The sequence below is a fragment of the Rubripirellula tenax genome (genome assembly GCF_007860125.1).
In the GTDB taxonomy this organism is placed as follows: Bacteria; Planctomycetota; Planctomycetia; order Pirellulales; family Pirellulaceae; genus Rubripirellula; species Rubripirellula tenax.
Map to the genome: position 1 here is coordinate 1,096,884 of NZ_SJPW01000002.1, position 21,513 is coordinate 1,118,396.

Here is a 21,513-nt window from a genome sequence, read left to right on the forward strand (position 1 = left end):
ATCCTGATTGACAGGCTGGAAGCCTATCCCACGTTTCAATGTTGAATAAACTCACTAACCGTCGATGGGCTATTGGCGTCCCGGACGATTGTTTGCGTCGATCTGTCCCCAGTATCCTCCGATGATGTGTGGGTATTCGCCCGGCGTGACGTGATAGTGAGGACCACGATCGGGGTCTTCGTGAAGATTGAAATCGTTCAGCGGGTTCTTCGTGTCGTCTTTGGCAAGCAAGCCTTTTGATTCGTACGGACCGTAGACAGGAAATCCGTCGAATGCGAATCCGATCACGCCCGAATGCGATTGCCCTTCGTCGCTCCAAGGCGTCTTCACGCAAACCGGATACTTGTGATAGTGGTACTGCTGTCGTGGACTTGGGTGGCCGCAACAACGATCGAGTCGCCAAACCGCATCGGTTTCAAAGATGTGGTCGAAAGGATTGAAGAAGATCACGCCGTTGGTTGCGACACCAATCGCTCCCATGGGTAACGCTTGGTTGGAGTTCTTTTCGTCCATCGCGATCGCGTCGGGATCACGTTTTGGCTCCAACGGAATGTGCCAAGTGTTCGCCTGTTCTTTGATGTACGACGGGTTCCCGTCAAGCATTCGCCAACGATCGGGGAACGTCGCGGTCGGGTGGTTGGGCAGGTTGCGACTTCGCATGACAAGATGCTCGTCCGAGAACGTGACGATGACGGCGTAGGGCTTGTGCTTGTCCGTCGTCACTTCGTCCCCGTTGAAATCCAGGTATCCGGCACGCAACCACGAACTCATATTGGACGCGAACGGTGCGTGGTAACGATCGGTCTTGTAAAGCAGTTGCTGGGCGTTGGTGTAGTCGAACTGCTTAGGTGCGACACGCTGTCCGTTTTGCGGGTTGAAGTACCAGCGACCGCCGAGGGCAACCAGCTTCGATTCATCCGGCTGTGGGAAGTCTTGCAGGGTCGGTTTCGCTGCTTGATAGCTGGCGGGCGTGTCGATGGGTTTGATGTCCATCGAATTGACCCAGAACTCCGACCTCCCTTCTTGGGCTTTCCCGTTGGCAAAGCCGACGCTCAGCTTCACCGTATCGACTTCCGCGAACGGAGTTCGGAAGTCCATCGCGTAGGTTCGCCACGTTGCGTGACCGAGACTCTGGTTGGTCGCTTTGTCGAAGAGATCTTTACGTTCCTGCAACACTTGCGGGTAGATTCGTTCTTTGATCAGGTCCAGTGAATCGGTGCCGTTCTTTTGAAAGAACTCGACTTTCAAATAGAGTTCTTCCTGATCGACAGCAAAGCTGTCTTGAGCGAGCCCCGAGATGTAGAAGCGATACCAACGCTGGTCCGGAGAAACGTCATTGCTAGTAAGCGACGCTTCGCCCGCAAACGCACCGTTGCCATCGAAATCTTCGCTGGACAGCAAGCGTATGCCGCGACCATTGGATTCGACTCGCGGATCGCCTAACACGCCGAACTTCGCATCGCCAGTGATTGCTGCCGCCGATAGCGATTCGCCTTCCTGTAAGTCTTCCGTCGCCGTGGCTGCCGAACCTCTGGTCGTGCCACGCTCGGCGACAAGTGTCTTGACGGCATCCTCAGAAGGCCCATCCGTTCGGACGATCACTTTGTACTGAGTCAGGGTAGACAACATCTGCGATGCAACCTTTGGTTCTGAATCAGCCACGTTCTTCGCTTCCGTCGGATCCGATCGCAGGTTGAACAGTTCCGTGCCGCCGCCTGCAAATTGAATCAACTTCCAGTCGTCGCGAATGATCGCGTGATCGCTCTCGGCAATCACGATCGTTCGTGAAGTTGCCTTGCCGGTTTTCAATTGCGTCCAAAGATCGAATCCGTCGAGCGGCTTGGGCGAAGCGATCGAAACTCCGGTGGCCGCTGCAAGCGTTGGGAACAGATCGTGAATCGCACAAAGCTGTTCATTCTCAGTTCCGGCCTTTAAGGTGCCGGGTGCGCGGATGACGCATGGGACGTGAATACCGCCCTCGTAGACTTCTCGTTTCTGCCCACGAAACGGCTCGTTCGTGCCGGATCGTGCCGCGCCGTTGTCCGATGCAAAAACGACGATCGTATCCTCGCGAAGTCGCTTTTCGTCGATGGCGTCAAGAATGCGCCCGATGCCTTGGTCCATTGAATCGACCATCGCCGCATAAGTTGCCTCGCGTTCGCTCAATTTCCCCTGATACTTCGCAATCAGGTTCGTTGGAGATTGAAAGGGTGAGTGGGGAGCGTTGAAGGATAGGACGATGCAAAACGGTTTACTTGAGTCGCTGCTTTTGATTTGGCGTACTGCTTCGTCAGCCAACAAGTCAGTTGAGTAGCCTTCTTCATTGACGGTCGTTCCGTCACGTTGCCAGTCGACTTGCCCTTGTCCAGAGATGTGCTTGTAGTAGTCGATCGAGGCGTCAAGAAAGCCGTAAAAGTGGTCGAAGCCTCGGCGATTAGGATGTGATTCATCACCGGCAAGTCCAAGATGCCACTTGCCGATCAGGCTGGTTTCGTAACCGGCTTTCTGAAACGCAGCGGGCAGCAATCTTTCGCTGGTCGGCAAGCCTTCGTCGCGTGGCCGCACAGGGCCGGAGATTCCATAGCGCCCGGGAAACCGACCGGTCAGCATCGCCGCACGCGCCGGACTGCACGCCGGATAGGCATAGAAGCGATTGAGTCGCACACCGTCTTTTGCCAGCGAATCGATGTTCGGAGTTTCGGCGATCCCTCCGTGAAATCCGACATCCCCCCAGCCAAGATCATCCGCGAGCAAGACAACGATGTTCTTGTGAGTTGCGTCGTCCGCAACGGAAGGAGCCATCAAAGCGACGGCAGTCAACATCGCAAGTGCGTAACTGATGAGTCGTATACGGCGATAACTCTGCAGGAGCATGACAGGATTTCGGATGCGGGGAGTGAGACAAAACGGGACTGCCCTTGGAAACCCCAAGGATTTGAATGATCTACAGGCATTTCCTCGATAACGAGAGAAAGACGCCTCCTAGCCCATTGTTTGTCGACGCACGAAAACATCCAGCGTGACCTCCCGAAAGCTGACTTTGCTTCAGGTTAGGGTGTAGATTGCCAGCCCGGAGCGGGTTCTAGTTACTGTTCGTCGGTCCATCGATCGTCCCGAGTCCGTCTCGACGCTTCACCCTCTTGCCCCTTCTCGACTGCTATGCCCAATCCACAGTCCCGTCGGTCATCTTCCCTTAAACGTCCCCTTGGGAATTTACGACGAAACCGCGGCGCACTCCGGATCGAAGTGCTAGAGAGTCGTTTGTTGCTTCACGGGGACACGCCCACTTCGATGGGGCAGATGGAAGATCAGCCCGGCGATACCGCAATGGAAGTTTCCGGACACTCGCATGACATGACCGAAACGGTGGCTGCCAATTCAAACAATCCCCCGTCGGTCTTGTTGCACGCCACACCAAATTCGTCAGGGATTGAAGTTCATCTGAGCCTATCAAATTTTGAATTGAGCTCGAAAAACGTCGACCAGGCGCACATTGATGGTCAGGGTCACGCTCATCTTTACTTGGACGGAGTAAAAGTCACTCGACTGTTCGACAACACCTACCAGTTGGACAACGTGGCGACTGGCTCGCACACGGTGTCCGTGGAACTGGTGTCGAACGACCACCGTGTTTACTCGATTGCCGGTCACAGCATCGAAGCCATTGCCGAAGTCACGGTTGGACCGATCGCAAGTCAGTTTGCTGTGACCGCGGGGTTGATCAGCACCACACTGGAAGGTGTCGACGCCGGCGATCAACTTGGCACGGCCGTCCGTGGTGCGGGCGACTTCAACGGCGACGGGATTGATGACGTGATCATTGCTGCACCGATGGCCAGCAATTCGGGGAACACAAACGACGGTGAAGTCTTCATCGTCTTCGGCTCAGCATCCGGCCTTCCGAGCACGTTCGACTTAACGACGCTCAATGGCATCAACGGATTCAAGATCGTCGGTGCCAATTCCGGCGACTTGGCGGGTGCTTCGGTCGGTGGTGGTGGCGACTTGAACAACGACGGATTTGACGACGTGGTGATCGGAGCTCCGGAAGCCGATTCACTTAATCGTGTTGATTCGGGTGCAGCCTTTGTTCTTCTGGGCTCCAACTCGTTCGGTGCAGCGTTCAATCTGGCGAATCTGAATGGTGCGAACGGCTTTCGCATCAACGGTGCCGTTGCCGGTGACGACGCAGGACGCGCCGTTGCGATCTCGAGCGATGTCAACGGTGACGCTTTCGACGAAGTCATCGTGGGCGCGCCGCTAAGTGACAGTGGTGGTGCCGATGCAGGTGCCGCCTATGTGATTTTTGGCCGTGCGGCCAATTTCCCAGCGTCGATCGACTTGAACTCCGTTTCGTCGGCTCAGGCCATCCGCATCAACGGCACGACGGGAGAGAATCTTGGCTTTAGCGTTGACACGGCGGGCGACGTCAACAGCGACGGCCTGAATGATATTGTCATCGGCGCACCGACAGGTCTTGGCGGTGGCGTTTCGACGTCGTGTGACTCCGCCAATACCGTCGGGTTGATTCAGTGCGACGCGGCGGCAGCACCGGGTTACACACTTTTCGCACCGAACCCTTCCACTGAAACTTTTTTAGTGGATCAAAACGGCTTCCTCGTCAACTCTTGGACGGCCTCGAATCGTCCAGGCTTGTCCGCAGTTCTTTTGGATGACGGTTCATTGCTGCGAACCGCGAACACAGGCGGGACAAATTTTGTTGCCGGCGGCAATGGTGGCGCCGTCGAAATTTATGACTGGGAAGGCAATCGGACTTGGCAGTACACCTATAGCAACGCGCAACACCGATTGCACCACGATGTCGAGATGCTGCCAAACGGCAACGTGTTGATGATCGCTTGGGAATTGAAGTCGCAAGCCGAAGCAATCACAGCCGGTCGTGATCCATCACTGCTAACCGATGCACGTCTATGGCCTGACACCATCATCGAAGTCCAACCGACCGGCGCGACAACGGGCGACATTGTTTGGCAGTGGAATGCATGGGACCACTTGGTCCAAGACTTTGATGCAACGAAGGCAAACTTTGGTTCAGTCGCAAGTAACCCGCAATTGATCGACCTGAACTTCACCTCCAATGGCGGTGAAGACTGGTTGCACTTTAATTCGATTGACTACAACCCGGCGCTGGACCAAATCCTGATTAGCGTCCACGGTTTCAGTGAAATCTGGGTGATTGATCACAGCACAACGACACAACAGGCGGCCTCGCACAGCGGCGGTGATTCGGGCAAGGGCGGCGACTTGCTTTATCGTTGGGGCAATGCGGAAGCCTACCAACGTGGCACTACCGCTGATCGTGAATTCTATACCCAGCACGACGCCCAATGGATTGAACCCGGTTTGCCGGGAGCAGGCAATATCTTGGTATTCAACAATGGCCAGCGACGGCCCGGAGGCAACGCTTCATCGGTTGAGGAGCTCACGCCCCCGGTCGACGCTAACGGAAACTACACGCTCAATGGAACCACCGCCTACGGGCCGACCAGCGCCGTATGGACTTGGACCGATACACCAGCGACCGATTTCTATGCACAGAATATTTCTGGGGCACATCGACTGGCGAACGGGAACACGTTGATCACGAATGGACCGGAAGGAAGATTCTTGGAGGTCGATGCAGCAGGTGCTGAAGTTTTTGAGTACATCAATCCGGTAACCAATTCGGGGCCGCTTGCGCAGGGAACCACGCCAGCACAAAACGCCGTCTTTCGAGCGACAAAGTACGACCCTTCGTTTGCCGGATTCAGCGGACGTGACCTGTCGCCTGGCGGCACGGTAGAAACAGGCGGCGGCACGGCGACCGAAATTTCAGTTCAGGAAGGTTCGGCCTACGTCGTGTTCGGCTCTACTGCGATTGGAAGTTCTGGCGTTAGTTCGCTCAATGGCAGTAGCGGGTTCAAAATTTCCGGCGCCGGCTTGGGCGACCAAACTGGCTACTCCGTCGGTACGGCGGGTGATGTCAACGGCGATGGCTTCGATGATGTGGTGGTCGGATCACCGCGTGCGAAGGTGGATGGAGTGTCGGTGGGTGCAGCCTATGTCGTGCTGGGCCGTGCGAGTGGATTCTCGTCCAACATCCTGCTCAATTCGTTGACCGCAGCGACCGGCTACCGCTTGGCCAATGACTACCAATCCGATCCCTTGTTGAATTCGCTGATCGTCAACGCGACCGGCCAGACTGGACACAACGGTGCGATCGTGAATTTCGATTCGGTCATTCTGGATAAAGACTACGTTCACGTTCACACCTCAGGCATTCCGCACTACAGCATCGGCCCCTGGGGCCCAAACCCGAACGACGCAACTGACCAAGACGTGACGTTCTATATTCCGCGAGATCCTGTCGTTAACGAAGGGACAAAAACGCGAACACGGTTAGGAGCGATCGGTACATGGATTGACGGGACCGCGATTTTCAATTGGTCCGACGGTCGCACCTTCCAAAACGCGGGTGTGTGGAATCGCTTAGCGGTTGTCTTTGAAGCAGTCAGCTTTGACGCATGCGACGCACACCCACCTGCGACGGGGCAGTACCACACGCACGGTGTTCCCACGTGTCTGGTCAATGAATTAGACGACGATGGATCGGAACATTCGCCGATCTTAGGCTGGTCGTTTGATGGTTTTCCTATCTACGGTTCGTATGGCTACGTTGACGGGAATTCCAACGCAGGCATCGAGCGTATCGAATCCAGTTGGCAGCTACGTAACATCACGTCGCGGACCGATGGACCGCCACTAGCCGCGCAACCTCTCGGGTCATTCCTCGAGGACTTTGAGTACGTCGCAGGCTCCGGTGACTTAGATCAATACAACGGACGGTTCTCGCCCACACCTGATTACCCCGACGGCATTTATCACTACTATGTGACGATTGACGCTAGCGGCGAACCTGCGTTTCCGTACTCGATTGGATTGGAATACAACGGTGTGGTCGCGCCGGGCAACGCAAACAATGGTGGCACAGCGCCGGCTTTAGGTTCTGCCGAAATCGCCGTCGGTACGGGGGGTGATCGAAACAACGATGGGTTTGACGATGTGATCGTGGGAGATCCCAATGCGTATGTTTCGGGCGTTGGCGTGGCTGGATCGGTTTTTGTCGCCCATGGTGGTCCAAACAACCCCGCTGACGTGCATTTGCATGCGATTGACGGCAGCAACGGAATTCGACTCGATGGCTCCGCCGCGGGCGACCGCGCCGGCGTGAGCGTTGATTTTGCCGGCGACGTCAACGGCGATGGCAGCGACGATTTAATCGCAGGAGCACCCGGGAACGATTCGGGCGGTATGAATTCAGGCGAGGCGTTTATCGTCGTCGGCGACGTACTGCCAGCCAGCGTTGTTGGTCGGGGCGTGGCCTACGCGGGCGCCAGTGCGTCGTACGGCGAACACGCAAACGATCCGAACAAGTCTGCGCTGCGGGTGCCGGGCACCACAGCCACTGCTGCCAACTTCACGAATTACACGAAGGGCTTAAACCGTGTTCTGGTCGACATCGCCAACCTTCCGCTTGGCAACCTGGACAGCGACGGCGATTTTGATTTTCGGGTCGGCAATAGCCCGGACCCAAGCACCTGGACGCTGCTGAGCGGAACGGCGCTACCGACCGTCTCCTCGGCGGTGGATTTCGGTGGCGGCGTGTCACGGGTGACGCTGACTTGGGCCGACGCGTTTGCGATCAAGAATAGTTGGTTGCAAGTGACGGTAAACGCGAACGGAAATACAGGACTGCTTCAGGATGACGTGTTCTATTTTGGAAACCAAGTCGGTGATGTTGACGGATCGACATCGTCATCAGGGCGAGTGACCGTGAATGCTTTTGACACGCTTGATATCAGATTCAATCAAAGCCCGAGTGCCGGAAGCGTTGACATGAGTCACGCCAAGTACGTGTATGACATCGACCGCAGCGGATCGGTCAACGCATTCGACACGCTTGATGCGAGGTTCAATCAGGTGCCCTCGGGTGGGTTGATGATGATCACGTTGCCTTCGTCACCGCCCCCTGCTGCGCTGGCAGCCTTCGCGGCGCGCCAAAATCCCAACGATCGATTGGACGTCAACGCAGACGGCAAGGTCACTTCGTTGGATGCGTTGTTAGGAATCAATCTTCTTGAGATGAAGGGCATGCCATCGGCGCAGTCCGGGTCTCCGCTGTACTTCTACGACGTCAACGGTGATGGTCGCACCACGGCTATGGATACTTTGCAAATCATCAACGCATTGTCGTTCGCGTCGTATCCTGAGAGCCAACTCGTGATTCCTCAACAAGTTTCGTTGCTAGAGCGTGAAGACCAGTTCGACTGGATTTCAGACAAATCTCGCGAGGCGGAGAACGCTTTTGACTTGGTAGTGAAAGACTGGGATTCCGTCGACAGCGACGATCTGGCTGTTCTGAATTTTTAGAATGTCGACCCGCGTACGACACAACGAAAATCACCAGCACGAGAAGAAATCCTTTTCTCTTTTGGTCGGGAACTGTCCACGTTCGTGGGAATCTGAAGGCTCAATCCAGCAGTCCGCACTGACAAGAGTCTCGATCAGACTTCGCGAAAGAACCGGCACAACCAAATCCAAGCTTGCAAATGCAGGTGCCTTTGGTCAAATTTTAAGCGGGTCAATTTTTTTACGACTACGAATCGTGCCAGGGACGAGACGTTTCGATTGCTGAATCGGCGGTTGAAGAACGGTTTCCCAACCGTCTGATTGGCGAAGCAATCGAACTGCTATCATCCACCGTCAATGGGTAGTCAGATTCCGGAAAGGTCGGCGTGCATTCGATCAGACTCTTCACCGCTACGACCAACAACTTATGAGCGTTCCCTCGAATTTCGGCGTCGAGAATATCGAGCAACAACTCAAACACGGTGATTTATCGCTGTTCGGTGACGCGTTTTCGCGTCATCGTCCCCGACTATGGCAGATCATCCATTTCCGGCTCAGCGATCAGATTCGCGCCCGTGTTGATGCTGATGATGTGTTGCAGGAAGTCTACCTCGATTCAGAAAAGCGACTCGATCACTATGTCGAGGGGGATTTCCCTTCACTGTTTCTGTGGCTACGGCTGGTAACAGGGCAAACACTAAGCCGAGTCCATCGCCGACATCTGGCCACCGAATCACGTTCGATGTTGCGTGAATCCAGTCCGAACGACGGAAATCTATGGGGCAACACGTCGCTGTGTCTTTCGCAGCGTTTTATTGCTCATCTGACTTCACCAAGCCAAGCGGCAGTGAAGGTGGAGTTGATTGCGGAAGTGCGGTCGGCACTGAGTGAAATGAATGACATCGATCGCGAGGTGGTTGCGCTGCGTCATTTTGAAGAACTGACCAATCAAGAAGTTGCATTGGAACTTGGCATCACGCCGAAAGCCGCCAGCATTCGGTATGTGCGAGCGTTAGAACGGTTGCGGTCGGTGCTGGAGAAGATTTGAGTGTTGGTTGTGGCGGACGAAGGATCGCGCGAGGGAATCGAAAGAGTTAAATTGACAAATAGAAAATGCACAGTGGCTTGATCGGTCGCAATCATTTGTCACTTTTCAGTTGTCAATTTACAACTTTCAATCTCTGTCTACGCTTTTCAAAAACTTTCCTCCATTTTCAGTAGATGTTTCCTCGCCGTGGGGTTTCATAGCACGAACCCTCCTCAATGAAACTTCCACGGGAAAAATCATGAAGCGTCTTTCGTTGCTTACAGTTTTTTGCGCACTGGCTTTGCTGCTAAGCGATTCACTTGCCAACGCACAGCCGCCAGGTGGACGCCCCGGCCAAGGAAGCGGACGACAAGGTGGTGGACCGGGTGGTCCCGGCGGCGGACGCGGCCAAGGGATGGGTGGATCTGGTGCTCAACAAATGCCTCCTTTGCTGCGCATTTTTGATGCCGATGGTGATGGAGAGCTTTCGTCGAAGGAAATCGACGCGGCAGCGAGTGCGTTACGAAAATTGGATCAAAACCGCGATGGAAGACTGACCGCCGAAGAATTCCGACCGACCGGGCAACCGGATTCTCAAGGAGAAGGTCGCGGCGGTCCACGAGGTGCAATGCAAGGTGGCCAGCCTGGCGGCGGTCGACCGGGTGGCGGGCCGGTTGGTGGCGGAGCTCCGGGAGGCGGTCGACCGGGTGGTGATGCTGCCGGCGGCGGTCGAGGTGGTGACCCTGCTCAGGCCGACGCAGCTTTTGCGAAAGACATTATGTCCTTTGACGAAAACAAGGACGGGATGCTCGGTAAATCCGAATTGCCCGAACACATGCACCAAGCGTTCGATATCGCCGATGCGGACAAGAACGGATCACTCAACGAAAAAGAATTGCTCGTGTTAGCGTCGCAATTCCGCCGCGGCTCGCTGAGCCCGGACGCTGAGCAGGAAATCAAGAACGCCCCCACTCAGGGTCGCGGGGCAGCGCAAGGTGGCGGCGCTGGACAAGGTCAGGGGCGAGGCGGCAGGGGTCAAAGTGGCGGGCGAGATGGCCAGGGTATGGGCTCCGGTCAACGCGGTGGCGGCGGCCAGGCATCTCGTGGTGGAGAGCGTGAACGGCCTCGTGACAGAGTGAGCCCCCGTGATGCGCAATTCAATGAAATGCACCCGCTCGGCGCAACGCTGCCAGACTCTCTGCAGCTTTACAATGTTGATCGCAAGCTGGTTGCCGCCAACAGCATCTTCGATGCTAAGTACACCGTCATCGTCGGCGGGTGTCTGACCTGTCCTGAATTTCGCAACTCCTATCCGGAAATCGAAGCGGTCGCCGCCGACTTTCGCGACAAAGGCGTGCAGTTCTACTTCCTGTTTCAGTCGCTGACCCACCCTGAAAACTGGGGCTACGTGCAGCCGACGTCGATTCAGGAAAGATTCGCTCAGGTGGATCACGCCAAGGATCTGCTCAAGACATCGATTCCCTGGCTGACCGACACGATGGAAAACGAGATGAAGCAGCATTTCGGGATGACGCCGAATTCGCAGTTCGCGTTCGATCGCGATGGAAAAATTGTGCATCGTGCTTCGTGGGGGCGAGGATCCAGTCTTCGGGAGTCACTTGAAGAACTGGTCGGGCCGTCTGAAAAAATCACGACAGTCGCAGAACTAAATCTGCCTCAGTCTGGCTCACATCGCACGAACCCCAATGACATGCTGGTTGAACGCAAGACGCTCGAGGGAATCGCCGTACCGCTAAAAGTCGCCGCGGGTGGCCAAGAAATGCAGGCTGAAAGTCTGACGTCTCTCAACTTCACGGAGTCCAATCGTTACGCCAAGCTGCGTCCGGAAGCCGATCAAGAACTGCTGCGAACCGGAAGCGGACAACTGTACCTCGGTTTCCGACAAGATCCGATTCTGGGAGCAGAATGGAACAACCTAGCGACTCCACCGAAGTATCGCATCACTGCCGATGGCGTCACGGTCACACCTGCGATGGCGGAAGCTGAAAAGCTTAGCGTGGAATCCGATACGGAACCGCGTGAGTTCCTGGTCGACGTTAAGAACTGGGAATCGGGCAAGCCCATCAAGGTCGAGATTCAGTACTTTGCCTGCAACAAGAAAAAGGGCTGGTGCAAACCAGTGACACAGGAGTTCACGGTGTGGCTACAACAGGACCGAACAGCCGGCATGGTCGCCGGTCGAAGCCACTTTCCGGGTGGGCGCGGTAACGCAAGTCAGGGAGGCCAAGGCCGTCCGGGCGCGGGACAGAGGCCGGGGAGGAATTGAAAAGGTTAAATTGAAAAATGCGAAATGAAGGAGTACGACTTCAATCCTTCCGCAGACTCGATTTCGCTGTGACGACAGGCTTGCCAATGGTATTGCACATACGACACGCGAAATCCAGCAGACGGTCTTCGAGTTCATCTCCTCGTTTTTCCACAGCCTCACCTTTCCTTCAATTGTCAATTTGATTTTTCCAATTATTGTCACACATGACTTCCACTGATATCGACGACGATACCTACGCAACGGTCGATATCCTCGCCAGCGATTTCGTGGCACGTTATCGCAATGGCGATCGCCCCACCGTAGAAGAATACGCGAATCGCCATCCCGATTTGCGTGAGCCGATCCGGCGTGTCTTTCCGTTGGTGCTTTCGGTCGAGAAGGTCAAGATCGATCAGCAAGTTGAAAGCGATGGAAGTGCAACACTTGCCGGGCGCTTGCTTGAAAGGCTCGGTGATTTCCGGATCCTACGAGAGATCGGGCGTGGCGGCATGGGGATCGTTTACGAAGCCGAGCAAGAGTCTCTCGGACGCCGCGTCGCGATCAAGGTTCTGCCAAAGCAGTCTTTGCTAGACGACACTGCCTTGCAAAGTTTCGAGCGTGAAGCCAGCACTGCTGCGGCGATGCACCATTCCAACATTGTGCCCATTTTTGGGACCGGCGAATGCGATGGAACGCATTACCTGGTGATGCAACTGATCCGCGGCGAGTCGCTTGATAAACGTATCACCGCAGAGGGACACTCACTCGATTGCCGAACCGCCGCTGAAATCGCAGCCCAAATTTCCGACGGACTTGCATACGCTCATGGCAACGGCGTGCTTCATCGCGACGTGAAGCCCGCCAACATCCTGATTGACGAAGATGGCGTCGCGCAACTGACCGACTTCGGACTTGCGCGGAATACGCGAGACGATCCGACCGTGACGCAAGCGCTCAGCGGGAGTCCTCGCTACATGGCACCGGAACGTTTCCAAGGACAATCCGATGAGCGATCAGACGTGTACGGGGTTGGATTGACACTCTACGAGATGCTGGCCGGAACCCCCGCTTTCAAAGACCTAACTCCGCACCAACTGCCGGAGGCCGTGAAGCTTCATCTCATCAAGCCACTGAGTGATTTCCGGGCCAACATTCCCGCGGATTTGCGAACGGTTGTGGCCAAGGCGATCAATCCTGACCCGGCGCATCGGTATCAATCCGCGTCCGATTTGCGAGATGATCTCAATCGCTTTTTGAGAGACGAGCCTATTCTTGCTCGACGCACTACCGCGTTACAGAGTTTCATTCGCTGGTGTCGTCGCAACCCAAAACTCGCCGGCGTCACCGGCATCGCAATCGTATCGATGCTGGTCGCAACCGTCGCGTCGTCGATCGGGTTTGCGATGACATCTGCTGCCAACAAGCGGACCAGCGAGGCGTTAGCACAATCCGAGCAAACCGTCGATCTGGCGTTGCAATCGCTCGACGGCGTTGTGGACGCGGTTTCCATCCCGGCCTCCGCGATCGGAGATATGGATATGGGAGAATTAGATTCCTCGCAATTTCTGCTAAATCCATCACCGCACGCGGCGATGGTACTGGAGAACATCCAACCGCTGTACGAACGCCTTGCCAACCAGTCTCCGACTCGACCCGACATTGTTCGGCAAATGATTGAAGCGAGCCTTCGGCTTTCCCAGATTCGACAACAACTCGGACAGACCGACGCTGCGATCACAACTCTCGACCAGAGCATTGAACTCTTGGAGACACGCGGTGACTTGGCTGGTTTGCCAACCAATGAGAAACAAATTCTCATTGCACGTTTGCACAACGAACTTGGCAAAGTCTACGCACTGGAATTGGAATACGCGAATTCCGACAAAGCCTACGCAATGGCAATCCAGTCCGGCGAAGCCGTCACCGATCCAGACGATCGTCTGAAATTGCAACTAGCTTATGCGCTCGTTTCGCTAGGCGACCCGCTTGTCCAGCGTCGCCGCGACCGAACCGAATCGTTGGATGAATCGCGAATCGCCCGCGATCGTTTGGCGGCGGCCAAGTCGTTACTTAGCGAATTGAATCCCTCTGTGCACGACGCGAGTGAAGTTGCCGTGCTGCGAGCACGCATTCAACTTGCCGATTCACGCCGAGCAAAGCGGCCAGCGGTTCGACAGTCAGAGTTTTCATCCGCCACCGAAATCCTGCGTGAACGACTGATTCAATCACCCGACGATACCCGCGTTCGATTTGCCTTGGTCGAAGTACTCGCCAGCGTGAACCTGAGACGACAGTTCGGTTCGAAAAGATTGGCCGATGAAGCGGGCGATCGACTTCATGAAGCGCTCGCCGAACTACAACCGCTTCGGTCGATCAATCCCGAGACACAGTTGTTCGCAGTCTCCGAAATTCATATTCTGCACAAGCTTTCGAGCCTCGCGCGTTCGGACGGCGACTTTGCTCTTGAACAGGAACGCCTCGAAAAGGCAATTGCGATCCAGTCGTCATTGGTGATTGCATCGCCTAACAGCATGCCCCACCGATGCTGGCGAGCGTTGCTGTACCGAAGTCTCGCCGAAGTTTACCGACGGCAAGGCGACAAAGATGCAGCCCGTGAAGCAATCTCGACCGCCGTTGCCGACTTGGACGCCATCGACGCAGAGTCAAAGGCACATCCGTTTGCCGTCCAGACTCAACAAATCATTCAAAAGCTGGTCAGCGAAGGAAACGGCAATCCATCGAACAAAGACGGATTGTAGTGCGGGAGAAATCACTTGTTCAAAATCGCGAACCACGTATTCAGTTGAAGTTCCGGAGTAGAAGGACTACTCGAAGAAACCAGGACCGTTTGAAGAGCGGGCCTCCATTCCGGCGTACGCATTGGCATAACAGCACGTCGTCAAAGCACTGCTGGGATGAAGACGGTCTAACCAACTTTCGCGCCGCATCTAGCTAATTGAATTGCCATGGCAACGATTAACAGCCTGTTGAAAAAGTCGCGATTGTGACCGGAGGATCCGGCGGCATTGGAAGTGAGACTTGCCGCACACTCGCCAGCGGCAGTTAGAACAGTGTTGTGCACTTTCATTCTTCCCAACAAGCGGCAGAGCGGTTTGCCAAAGAAAAACACCCTCGAAAACACGTGGTTTTCGAGGGTGTTTCGTAGAAGCGGAGGACACGGGACTCGAACCCGCAATCCATTGCTGGACAACTGATTTCGAATCAGCCTGCTAGCCATTCGCTTATCCTCCGAACGACTCTAGTATATTCCCTTGCGTCGACGATTTCGTCAAGTCGACCGACCACGGGCCCGGACCGGCGGAAGATCTCAGTTTTTCGACAATCGTCGAAATCTTCGGATCATTCGCCAGGCGGGACTCGATTTGTGCAGCTTGAGGGTGGTTTGGGGCAACTTGAATTTCCCCATCGAAAGTGACGTCGAGCTTGGCCGGCAGGTTCACGCCGAAACCGGATTCATCCAATCGTTCGGCGATCGCTTGAGACAACTCTTTGATCAACGCCTCGGGCGAAGACGCGGCGTTTGCCGATGCCTCTGCCGCAAGCACTTCGTCAAAACCCAAGGATTTGCCGATCTGTTGCACGGCCTTGGTCGCCAACACCGCCGCGCCGACGATTGCGCCGGCCGATTGAAGTGGCAAACTCAATGCTTGTGCTCGGTTTGGAACCCGTACTCTTTGAGCCATTTTTCCCACTTGTGGGCTTCGTCATGCGAATCAAGCTTCAATTCACGCCACTCGGGACATCGATATTTGACATCGATGTGGCCGTCGTGCTGATCTTTTTTCATCTCGCAGCCGAGTTTTTTCAGCGTCGCACTGATCGTGTCAGCCTTCTTTTCGTCGTGGATGTGCTTGGCTTTCCATTCCTTGCACTGGTAGCGAACCATTTCGCCGGCAACGGCGAATCCGGGCAAAGCCATCAGGGCGACGGCGAGAGTCATTCGTCGAAACATTCAGTCTTCCTAGAAAACGGGAGGTTGGGGGCAGTCGTGGAATAGCCAATCGCCGCCATCATCGTCAAGACGTTACCGGGTCGGAATCACAACGAAACCCATCCCGGCCGACTCGGACGCGAGCCCCGGCGCCGGTGGGCGGCCACTAAATTGGGCATCCATAGAATTTGATCGACAACCGCGATCAGAGTATTGGGGTCGATCGGCTTGAACAGACACATCGTCGGAGCGGCCATGATTTCCGTCTTTTTCTCCAGACCGCCCCACTTCGCATCCGCGATTAGGACGGCGGGCAGATCCTGGTAGGTGTCGACCGATCGCATTTTTTCGAGATCCGCCAAGACGGCCGCAGCATCATCGCCAACGTCGGCGACCAAAAGATCCTGTCGTCCCATCGACAAGGCTTCCAAAGCCGACGCCCCGTTTCGGGCACAAATGCACGCATATCCTTGGTGATCGAGGACTCCGGCAAGGGTCAACAACGAGATCGGGCCGGCGTCCAGCACAACGATTGACGCGCGTCGTGACGACTTTGAAGGGCGATCGTGGCCGGGTTCGACGTGGTGCATGGGGGCGGCTCGCAATGCGTTTTCGTACGCCAAGACATGTCGGCGGCACACAATGAGCCACCGACCTTCCAAGCCGTAAACTCTGGTCGACCGTCACTGCAAGATCGGTTGATGTCTGCGGCTTGCGAAATCCGCCATGGAAACGGACAATCCCGCCCGTGCGCGTCACGGGACGCGCGGTATTGATTTGTTTTCAAGCGAAATGTCATGAACCAAGCGGCTGCACCCAACCCCGGCGACGACACCCCACCCGGCGACGCGACGGATCCCCACGTCGCCCGGCGTGAAAAAATGCGACAAATCATCGAGCGCGGTGTCGATCCGTTCGGACAACGGTTCGACAATCGCGACCTGATCGGTCGATGCCAGCAGCGGGCTTCGGAAGTCAAATGGGTCAAAGCCGACGGCACCGAATTGGCGATGCCCGATTTTTCGGACGACAGCATCGACTACCGACAATGGAAAACCGAAAACAGCCCCGGAGAAGAAATCGGGCCAACGGTACGTGTCGCCGGCCGGATCATGTTGATGCGCGGCCAGGGCAAGCTGATCTTCGTGACGCTGAAGGACTGGACCGGCGAGCTGCAGATTTTCATCGGCAAGAACCAGGTGGGCGAGTCGGATTTCGATCTCGCCAAATTGTTCGACCTGGGTGACTTGATCGCGGCCGAAGGGCGACTTGGGCGAACGAACACCGGCGAGCTGACCGTGTTCGCCGAGAAGCTGTTCTTCATGACCAAGATGTTGGAAGTGCCGCCGGAAAAGCACGCCGGCCTGACCAACCCCGAACTACGTCAACGCATGCGATACGCCGACTTGGCCTTCAACGATGGTGTGTTGAACACGTTCATGGATCGGACCAAGATCATCAAGTCGATCCGTCAAACGTTGGACGGCGAAGGCTTTTGCGAAGTCGAAGGTCCAACGCTTCATACGATCGCCGGCGGCGCCGCGGCGCGACCGTTCGAGACGCATCACAACACGCTTGATATGCCGCTAGTGCTTCGGATCGCGCTCGAATTGCACCTCAAACGCTTGATGGTCGGCGGGATGGAACGCGTTTACGAAATGGGGCGTGTGTACCGCAACGAAGGGATCAGCCCGCGGCACAACCCAGAGTTCACGATGATCGAACTGTACCAAGCGTACGGCGATTACGTGTCGATGATGGAACTGACCGAGAAAATCATTGTCGAAGCGATCGACAAAATAGGTGGTGGTTATGTGCGTCCGTTCGGCGACAAGATGGTGGACTTCACGCCTCCGTTCAAACGTGCGACCTATGCCGAATTGTTTGAAAAAGCGACGGGCGTTCAAACGACGGACGAAGCCGGTGTGATGGCGCTCGCGAAAAAGCTGCATCTGCAAACCGAAGGCAAGCACCCCGACGTGATCCGCAACGAGATCTTCGAAGAAACGGTCGAAGACTCTTTGACGGGACCGATTTTCGTTATCGATTATCCCGCCAGCATTTGCCCGTTGACCAAACGCAAACAGGACAACCCCGAGATCGCTGAACGGTTCGAGTTGTTCATTTTGGGGATGGAGCTGGCCAATGCATACACGGAATTGAATGATCCCGATTTGCAAGAAGAACTGTTCAAGACCCAGCTCGAAGGTCTCGACGACGAAGATTCGATGGCCAAAATGGACAACGACTTCGTGCGAGCCCTGCGGTACGCGATGCCGCCGGCGGGTGGACTGGGCATCGGCATCGATCGCCTAGTGATGCTGTTGACGAACAAGAAATCGATCCGCGACGTGATCCTGTTCCCGCTGCTACGTCCGGAGTGATCGGCGAGTCGTTACTCGTTTCGGATCACCCTACGTGGCCCTGCGACTCCGCTGGCAAGGTGTACTTTGGGGTTCGTCTGCTGCTTTGCAGCTAACATCCCGCGAGCTGAGTCGCGGGTCCACGTAGGGTTGCCCGTTTTGGGAAACCAAGAATGACAAGAAGGAAGAGCTAGGTCCCATACCATTGCTCTTTGGCCAACGCGCTGCTGGCCAAGCCTTCGCGAATCAAGTCGCAAAAATGCGAACTTGTTTGCAGTTCTGACAACTTGGTCGTGCCACCTTCGCCGAACCATCGCTGCAACTCGGGTACGACAATCGTCTTCATGATGTGCCCTGCTTCCATGTCCGATCGCAGATAGAACGCGATGGCGGTCGGCGATGCGGTGCGAGGAATTTCGTCGGCCGTGTACCCGGCGGCTAGGCGAGAAAGATTGGCGAACAACGAATCGGATTGGCCAATCTTGACCAACAACGCGGCGCGGGCACTCTTCCAACGCTTGATGCTCTTCCAGCTTGGCAAGTTTTCTAGCTTCAACGGCCGTTGGCAGAAGTGACCGCCGAACGTGTGCGACAACTCCGGTCGCCCGACGACCATCGCTTGTGCATACGCCAGTTCCGGGAATCCGTTGTCGACGATGCCAACGTGGGTGAATCTCGAATCGTGCAAAATGTTGGTGGGCGTATGGATCGGCCCGATGCCGGGTAAACCGATCAAGTCCAAGTTGCGAACCGCACCGGGCGAGATTTCGGTGGTCGGGTAGGGCAACTCGATACCGATTCGCTCGAAGGGAATACGAATCAAGTTGGTGCAACTGGCGCAAGGCTGTCCCCAGTCCGCCGGAAACTGACCACCGGCGGGAATCCGACGCGACTGAAAGTCGAACGCCAACGTTTCTATCGTGTTCAGCTCGTTGCTCAACTTTTGGCCAACGTCATCCGGCAATCTGCTTGGCCGAACCCAATTAGAAAACCAACTGAACTTTGGCCCCAATCCAGTCGTCAGCGGCACCGTCCGCCACCCGCCTTCGTAGATTTCCAACAACGACGGTTGAATCAGCGGCTCGCTTTCGCCGGGGCAGTGGACACGTCGGCTGACGTAGAGCATCGCGTGAGGCGCGACGCCGGGCGTTTCCAGGAAACTGTCAAAGATGCCGTCGCCGGGATGATCAAGTTCGACGACACCGATGTCACCCGATCGCAATTCGATTCCGCGAATGCGAACGTGATCCGGGTTTCCGTCGACGAACTGGACGCGTCCCATTTTAGGTTCGCTCAACCAATGGACCGGATCCAGCCGGCTCGACCCGCGACTGGGACGCATCGACGATAACGGATCAGGCCCACGAAGCGTCAACGCACGACCGGACGGATCGAGTCGTTGTAAATGCTGGGCACCAACGCCGGGGCCGGCGTGCTCGGCAAGGACTTGTGCCAACGCGACGCCGCTCGCCCGGTCGCCGCAACGATCCTGAAGCTGCAAAAGTACGTTCACATCCGACCGGGACACCAAAGTTCTTAGCCGTGAAATCGTTGCCAACGCCTGATCAAGGACTCGTCGATCGTTCGGCCTTTCACGCACTTGATCGACCAAATGCGTGAGCGACTGTTTCGCCAATAGCGATCGAATCAGACGCATTTCGACGAACGAAGTGATCGGCACTCGGCCGACTGCCGCGTCGTAGTCCCGGTTGAGTCGTTCGAAATCGATTTGCATCTCGCAATTAGATTTGGGGGAAGCGGAAGCTGGCCAAAAACCAAGCTTTACGTTGACCGTCAATCTTTCCTACACTCGGCCCGGTGCCGTCAAGTGATGACGGCAAATGGATTTTCCGCCGAAGGAACGGCAAATGTACCGCTGGTTACTGTGTTTTCGCTATCTGCGAACCCGTTACATCGCACTTGCTTCGATCATTAGCGTGACGCTAGGCGTCGCGACATTGATCGTCGTTAACAGTGTGATGGCCGGTTTTTCCGCTGAAATGCACGACCGTTTGCACGGTTTGGCCTCGGACATTCTGATCGAATGTCACACCAGCGGCGGGATGCCCGACCCGGACGCTCGAATGGCCGAGATCAACGAAGTTGTCGGCGACCAGATCGCCGGTTCGTCGGTCAGTGTCCATGTGCCAGCGATGCTAGGCATCGACTTGGGTGGCCAACTTGTGACGCGTCACGTCAATTTGGTTGGCGTCGAAGCCAAAACGTACGATACGGTCAGCCACTTCGGCCGCTATTTACTGCACCCCGAAAACAAAGAACACGTCGCTTTCGATCTGCGAGAAACGGGGTATGCCCCCGATCGTTCTTCGTTCCCCGAATCCGGTTGGGAATACCGTCGGGCCCGGACGCGTTACGAAGAATCGCAAGCAGCCGAACAACGTCGATACGATGCCCTGCGAGCCCGATCTGTGCTGGCTACTGTGCCTTTGAATACAGCGGCTTCGGATGTATCGGCCGCGGGTCCAACGATGGCGTTTGCCGCACCGGGTGACATGCTTGCCGAAAACGGCAACGACTCGGGCGCAACCGAATTCAACGCCGCAGTCGACCAGTACCCTGGCTTGATCCTTGGCATTTCAACGTGCAGCGTTCGTTACCGCGACGAACAGAACAACGTCGCCGATCGATTCTATTGCCGACCCGGCGATGACGTCCGCATGATGTTCCCCAACGCGGCCGACAACACCAAGGTTGTCAATCAAAAATTCACCGTCGTCGACATGTACGAATCCGGCATGAGCGAATACGACAGCACGTTTGCGTTCTGCCGACTCGATCAACTGCAAGACTTTCGCGGCATGATCAATCCCGAGACCGGCATTCGCAGCATCACGACGATTCAATTGAAGTTGGTCGAGGGCGCGGACTTGAACGCGGTCCGCGACGCTCTGCGTCGTCGATACCCACCGCAACTGTTTGCGTATGACATTCAAACTTGGCGCGATATGCAAGGCCCGCTCTTGGCGGCCGTGCGTTTGGAAACAACGATCCTGAACATTTTGCTGTTCTTGATCATCGCCGTCGCTGGTTTCGGCATCCTGGCAACGTTCTTCATGATCGTGGTCGAGAAGACACGCGACATCGGCACGCTGAAGGCGCTGGGTGCATCCGGTGGCGGTGTGATGAGCATCTTCCTGAGCTACGGATTGCTGTTGGGATTCGTCGGCAGCGGAACCGGACTGCTCGGTGGACTGGTGTTCGTTCGCAACATCAATTGGGTTGCGGGCTTGATCGAGAAAATCACAGGCCAAGAAGTCTTTGATCCGACGGTTTATTACTTCACCGAGATTCCCACCATCATCCATCCGTTCACATTGGTGTGGGTGATGCTTGGCGCCGTTGGCATCGCGGCGATGGCGAGTGTACTACCGGCACTACGCGCGGCCCGCATGCATCCGGTGCGTGCTTTACGATTCGAGTAGGCGGCAACGCCGTTTCGTGACCTGATCCCAAACGCCTACCAGCGAAAACT

11 protein-coding genes and 1 tRNA gene are annotated in these 21,513 nt (G+C 55.9%); 6 read left to right on the forward strand and 6 right to left on the reverse strand.

The window, feature by feature from the left end; all coding sequences use genetic code 11:
* Positions 1-69 precede the first annotated feature (69 nt).
* Positions 70-2,874, reverse strand: a complete 2,805-nt coding sequence (locus Poly51_RS09830; protein WP_246114388.1) for a sulfatase-like hydrolase/transferase — start codon at positions 2,872-2,874, stop codon at positions 70-72.
* Positions 2,875-3,300: 426 nt separating this feature from the next.
* On the opposite strand from Poly51_RS09830, the gene Poly51_RS09835 reads away from it, so the two are divergent.
* From Poly51_RS09835 to Poly51_RS09850, 4 genes are all read left to right on the forward strand, one after another.
* On the forward strand, positions 3,301-8,430 hold the full coding sequence (locus Poly51_RS09835) for a YHYH protein (RefSeq protein ID WP_186775444.1): 5,130 nt from the start codon (positions 3,301-3,303) through the stop codon (positions 8,428-8,430).
* Positions 8,431-8,836: 406 nt separating this feature from the next.
* Entirely contained in the window at positions 8,837-9,457 is a 621-nt protein-coding gene (locus Poly51_RS09840; protein ID WP_146456741.1) for a sigma-70 family RNA polymerase sigma factor, read from the forward strand.
* Positions 9,458-9,695: 238 nt separating this feature from the next.
* Positions 9,696-11,723 (forward strand): hypothetical protein, encoded by a 2,028-nt coding sequence (locus Poly51_RS09845; protein WP_146456743.1) that lies wholly within the window; start codon positions 9,696-9,698, stop codon positions 11,721-11,723.
* Between the two features lie 206 nt (positions 11,724-11,929).
* Entirely contained in the window at positions 11,930-14,464 is a 2,535-nt protein-coding gene (locus Poly51_RS09850; protein ID WP_146456745.1) for a serine/threonine-protein kinase, read from the forward strand.
* 410 nt (positions 14,465-14,874) lie between these two features.
* Here Poly51_RS09850 and Poly51_RS09855 read toward each other — a convergent pair.
* The 4 genes from Poly51_RS09855 to Poly51_RS09870 all read right to left on the reverse strand — a co-directional run bounded on the left by Poly51_RS09855 (position 14,875) and on the right by Poly51_RS09870 (position 16,247).
* Positions 14,875-14,956: transfer RNA gene (locus tag Poly51_RS09855), tRNA-Ser, on the reverse strand.
* Entirely contained in the window at positions 14,948-15,370 is a 423-nt protein-coding gene (locus Poly51_RS09860) for a hypothetical protein (protein ID WP_146456747.1), read from the reverse strand. Before Poly51_RS09860 ends, Poly51_RS09855 begins: the two co-directional genes overlap by 9 nt.
* Positions 15,367-15,678 carry a hypothetical protein gene (locus Poly51_RS09865; protein WP_146456749.1) on the reverse strand — a complete coding sequence of 104 codons (312 nt, stop codon included), beginning with the start codon at positions 15,676-15,678 and terminating at the stop codon, positions 15,367-15,369. The genes Poly51_RS09860 and Poly51_RS09865 overlap by 4 nt, the downstream gene beginning before the upstream one ends.
* A gap of 86 nt (positions 15,679-15,764) precedes the next feature.
* Positions 15,765-16,247 (reverse strand): response regulator, encoded by a 483-nt coding sequence (locus tag Poly51_RS09870; RefSeq protein ID WP_146456751.1) that lies wholly within the window; start codon positions 16,245-16,247, stop codon positions 15,765-15,767.
* Positions 16,248-16,454: 207 nt separating this feature from the next.
* Here Poly51_RS09870 and lysS point away from each other — a divergent pair, with 207 nt between their 5' ends.
* Positions 16,455-18,041, forward strand: coding sequence for a lysine--tRNA ligase (lysS, locus tag Poly51_RS09875; protein ID WP_146456754.1), 1,587 nt, complete (start codon positions 16,455-16,457; stop codon positions 18,039-18,041).
* 169 nt (positions 18,042-18,210) lie between these two features.
* On the opposite strand, the gene Poly51_RS09880 is transcribed toward lysS, so the two are convergent.
* On the reverse strand, positions 18,211-19,755 hold the full coding sequence (locus tag Poly51_RS09880; RefSeq protein ID WP_146456756.1) for a hypothetical protein: 1,545 nt from the start codon (positions 19,753-19,755) through the stop codon (positions 18,211-18,213).
* A 133-nt stretch (positions 19,756-19,888) separates the two neighbouring features.
* On the opposite strand from Poly51_RS09880, the gene Poly51_RS09885 reads away from it, so the two are divergent.
* Positions 19,889-21,463, forward strand: coding sequence for an ABC transporter permease (locus Poly51_RS09885; RefSeq protein ID WP_146456758.1), 1,575 nt, complete (start codon positions 19,889-19,891; stop codon positions 21,461-21,463).
* The last annotated feature ends 50 nt before the right edge of the window (positions 21,464-21,513 follow it).

What these genes read in the sequence shown, in the direction of transcription:
- Poly51_RS09885 (WP_146456758.1), top strand. Translation starts at nt 19,889, where the DNA reads ATGTACCGCTGGTTACTGTGTTTTCGCTATCTGCGAACCCGTTACATC.
- Poly51_RS09845 (WP_146456743.1), top strand. Translation starts at nt 9,696, where the DNA reads ATGAAGCGTCTTTCGTTGCTTACAGTTTTTTGCGCACTGGCTTTGCTG.
- lysS (WP_146456754.1), top strand. Translation starts at nt 16,455, where the DNA reads ATGAACCAAGCGGCTGCACCCAACCCCGGCGACGACACCCCACCCGGC.
- Poly51_RS09850 (WP_146456745.1), top strand. Translation starts at nt 11,930, where the DNA reads ATGACTTCCACTGATATCGACGACGATACCTACGCAACGGTCGATATC.
- Poly51_RS09830 (WP_246114388.1), bottom strand. Translation starts at nt 2,874, where the DNA reads ATGCTCCTGCAGAGTTATCGCCGTATACGACTCATCAGTTACGCACTT.
- Poly51_RS09835 (WP_186775444.1), top strand. Translation starts at nt 3,301, where the DNA reads ATGGAAGATCAGCCCGGCGATACCGCAATGGAAGTTTCCGGACACTCG.
- Poly51_RS09865 (WP_146456749.1), bottom strand. Translation starts at nt 15,678, where the DNA reads ATGTTTCGACGAATGACTCTCGCCGTCGCCCTGATGGCTTTGCCCGGA.
- Poly51_RS09870 (WP_146456751.1), bottom strand. Translation starts at nt 16,247, where the DNA reads ATGCACCACGTCGAACCCGGCCACGATCGCCCTTCAAAGTCGTCACGA.
- Poly51_RS09880 (WP_146456756.1), bottom strand. Translation starts at nt 19,755, where the DNA reads ATGCAAATCGATTTCGAACGACTCAACCGGGACTACGACGCGGCAGTC.
- Poly51_RS09840 (WP_146456741.1), top strand. Translation starts at nt 8,837, where the DNA reads ATGAGCGTTCCCTCGAATTTCGGCGTCGAGAATATCGAGCAACAACTC.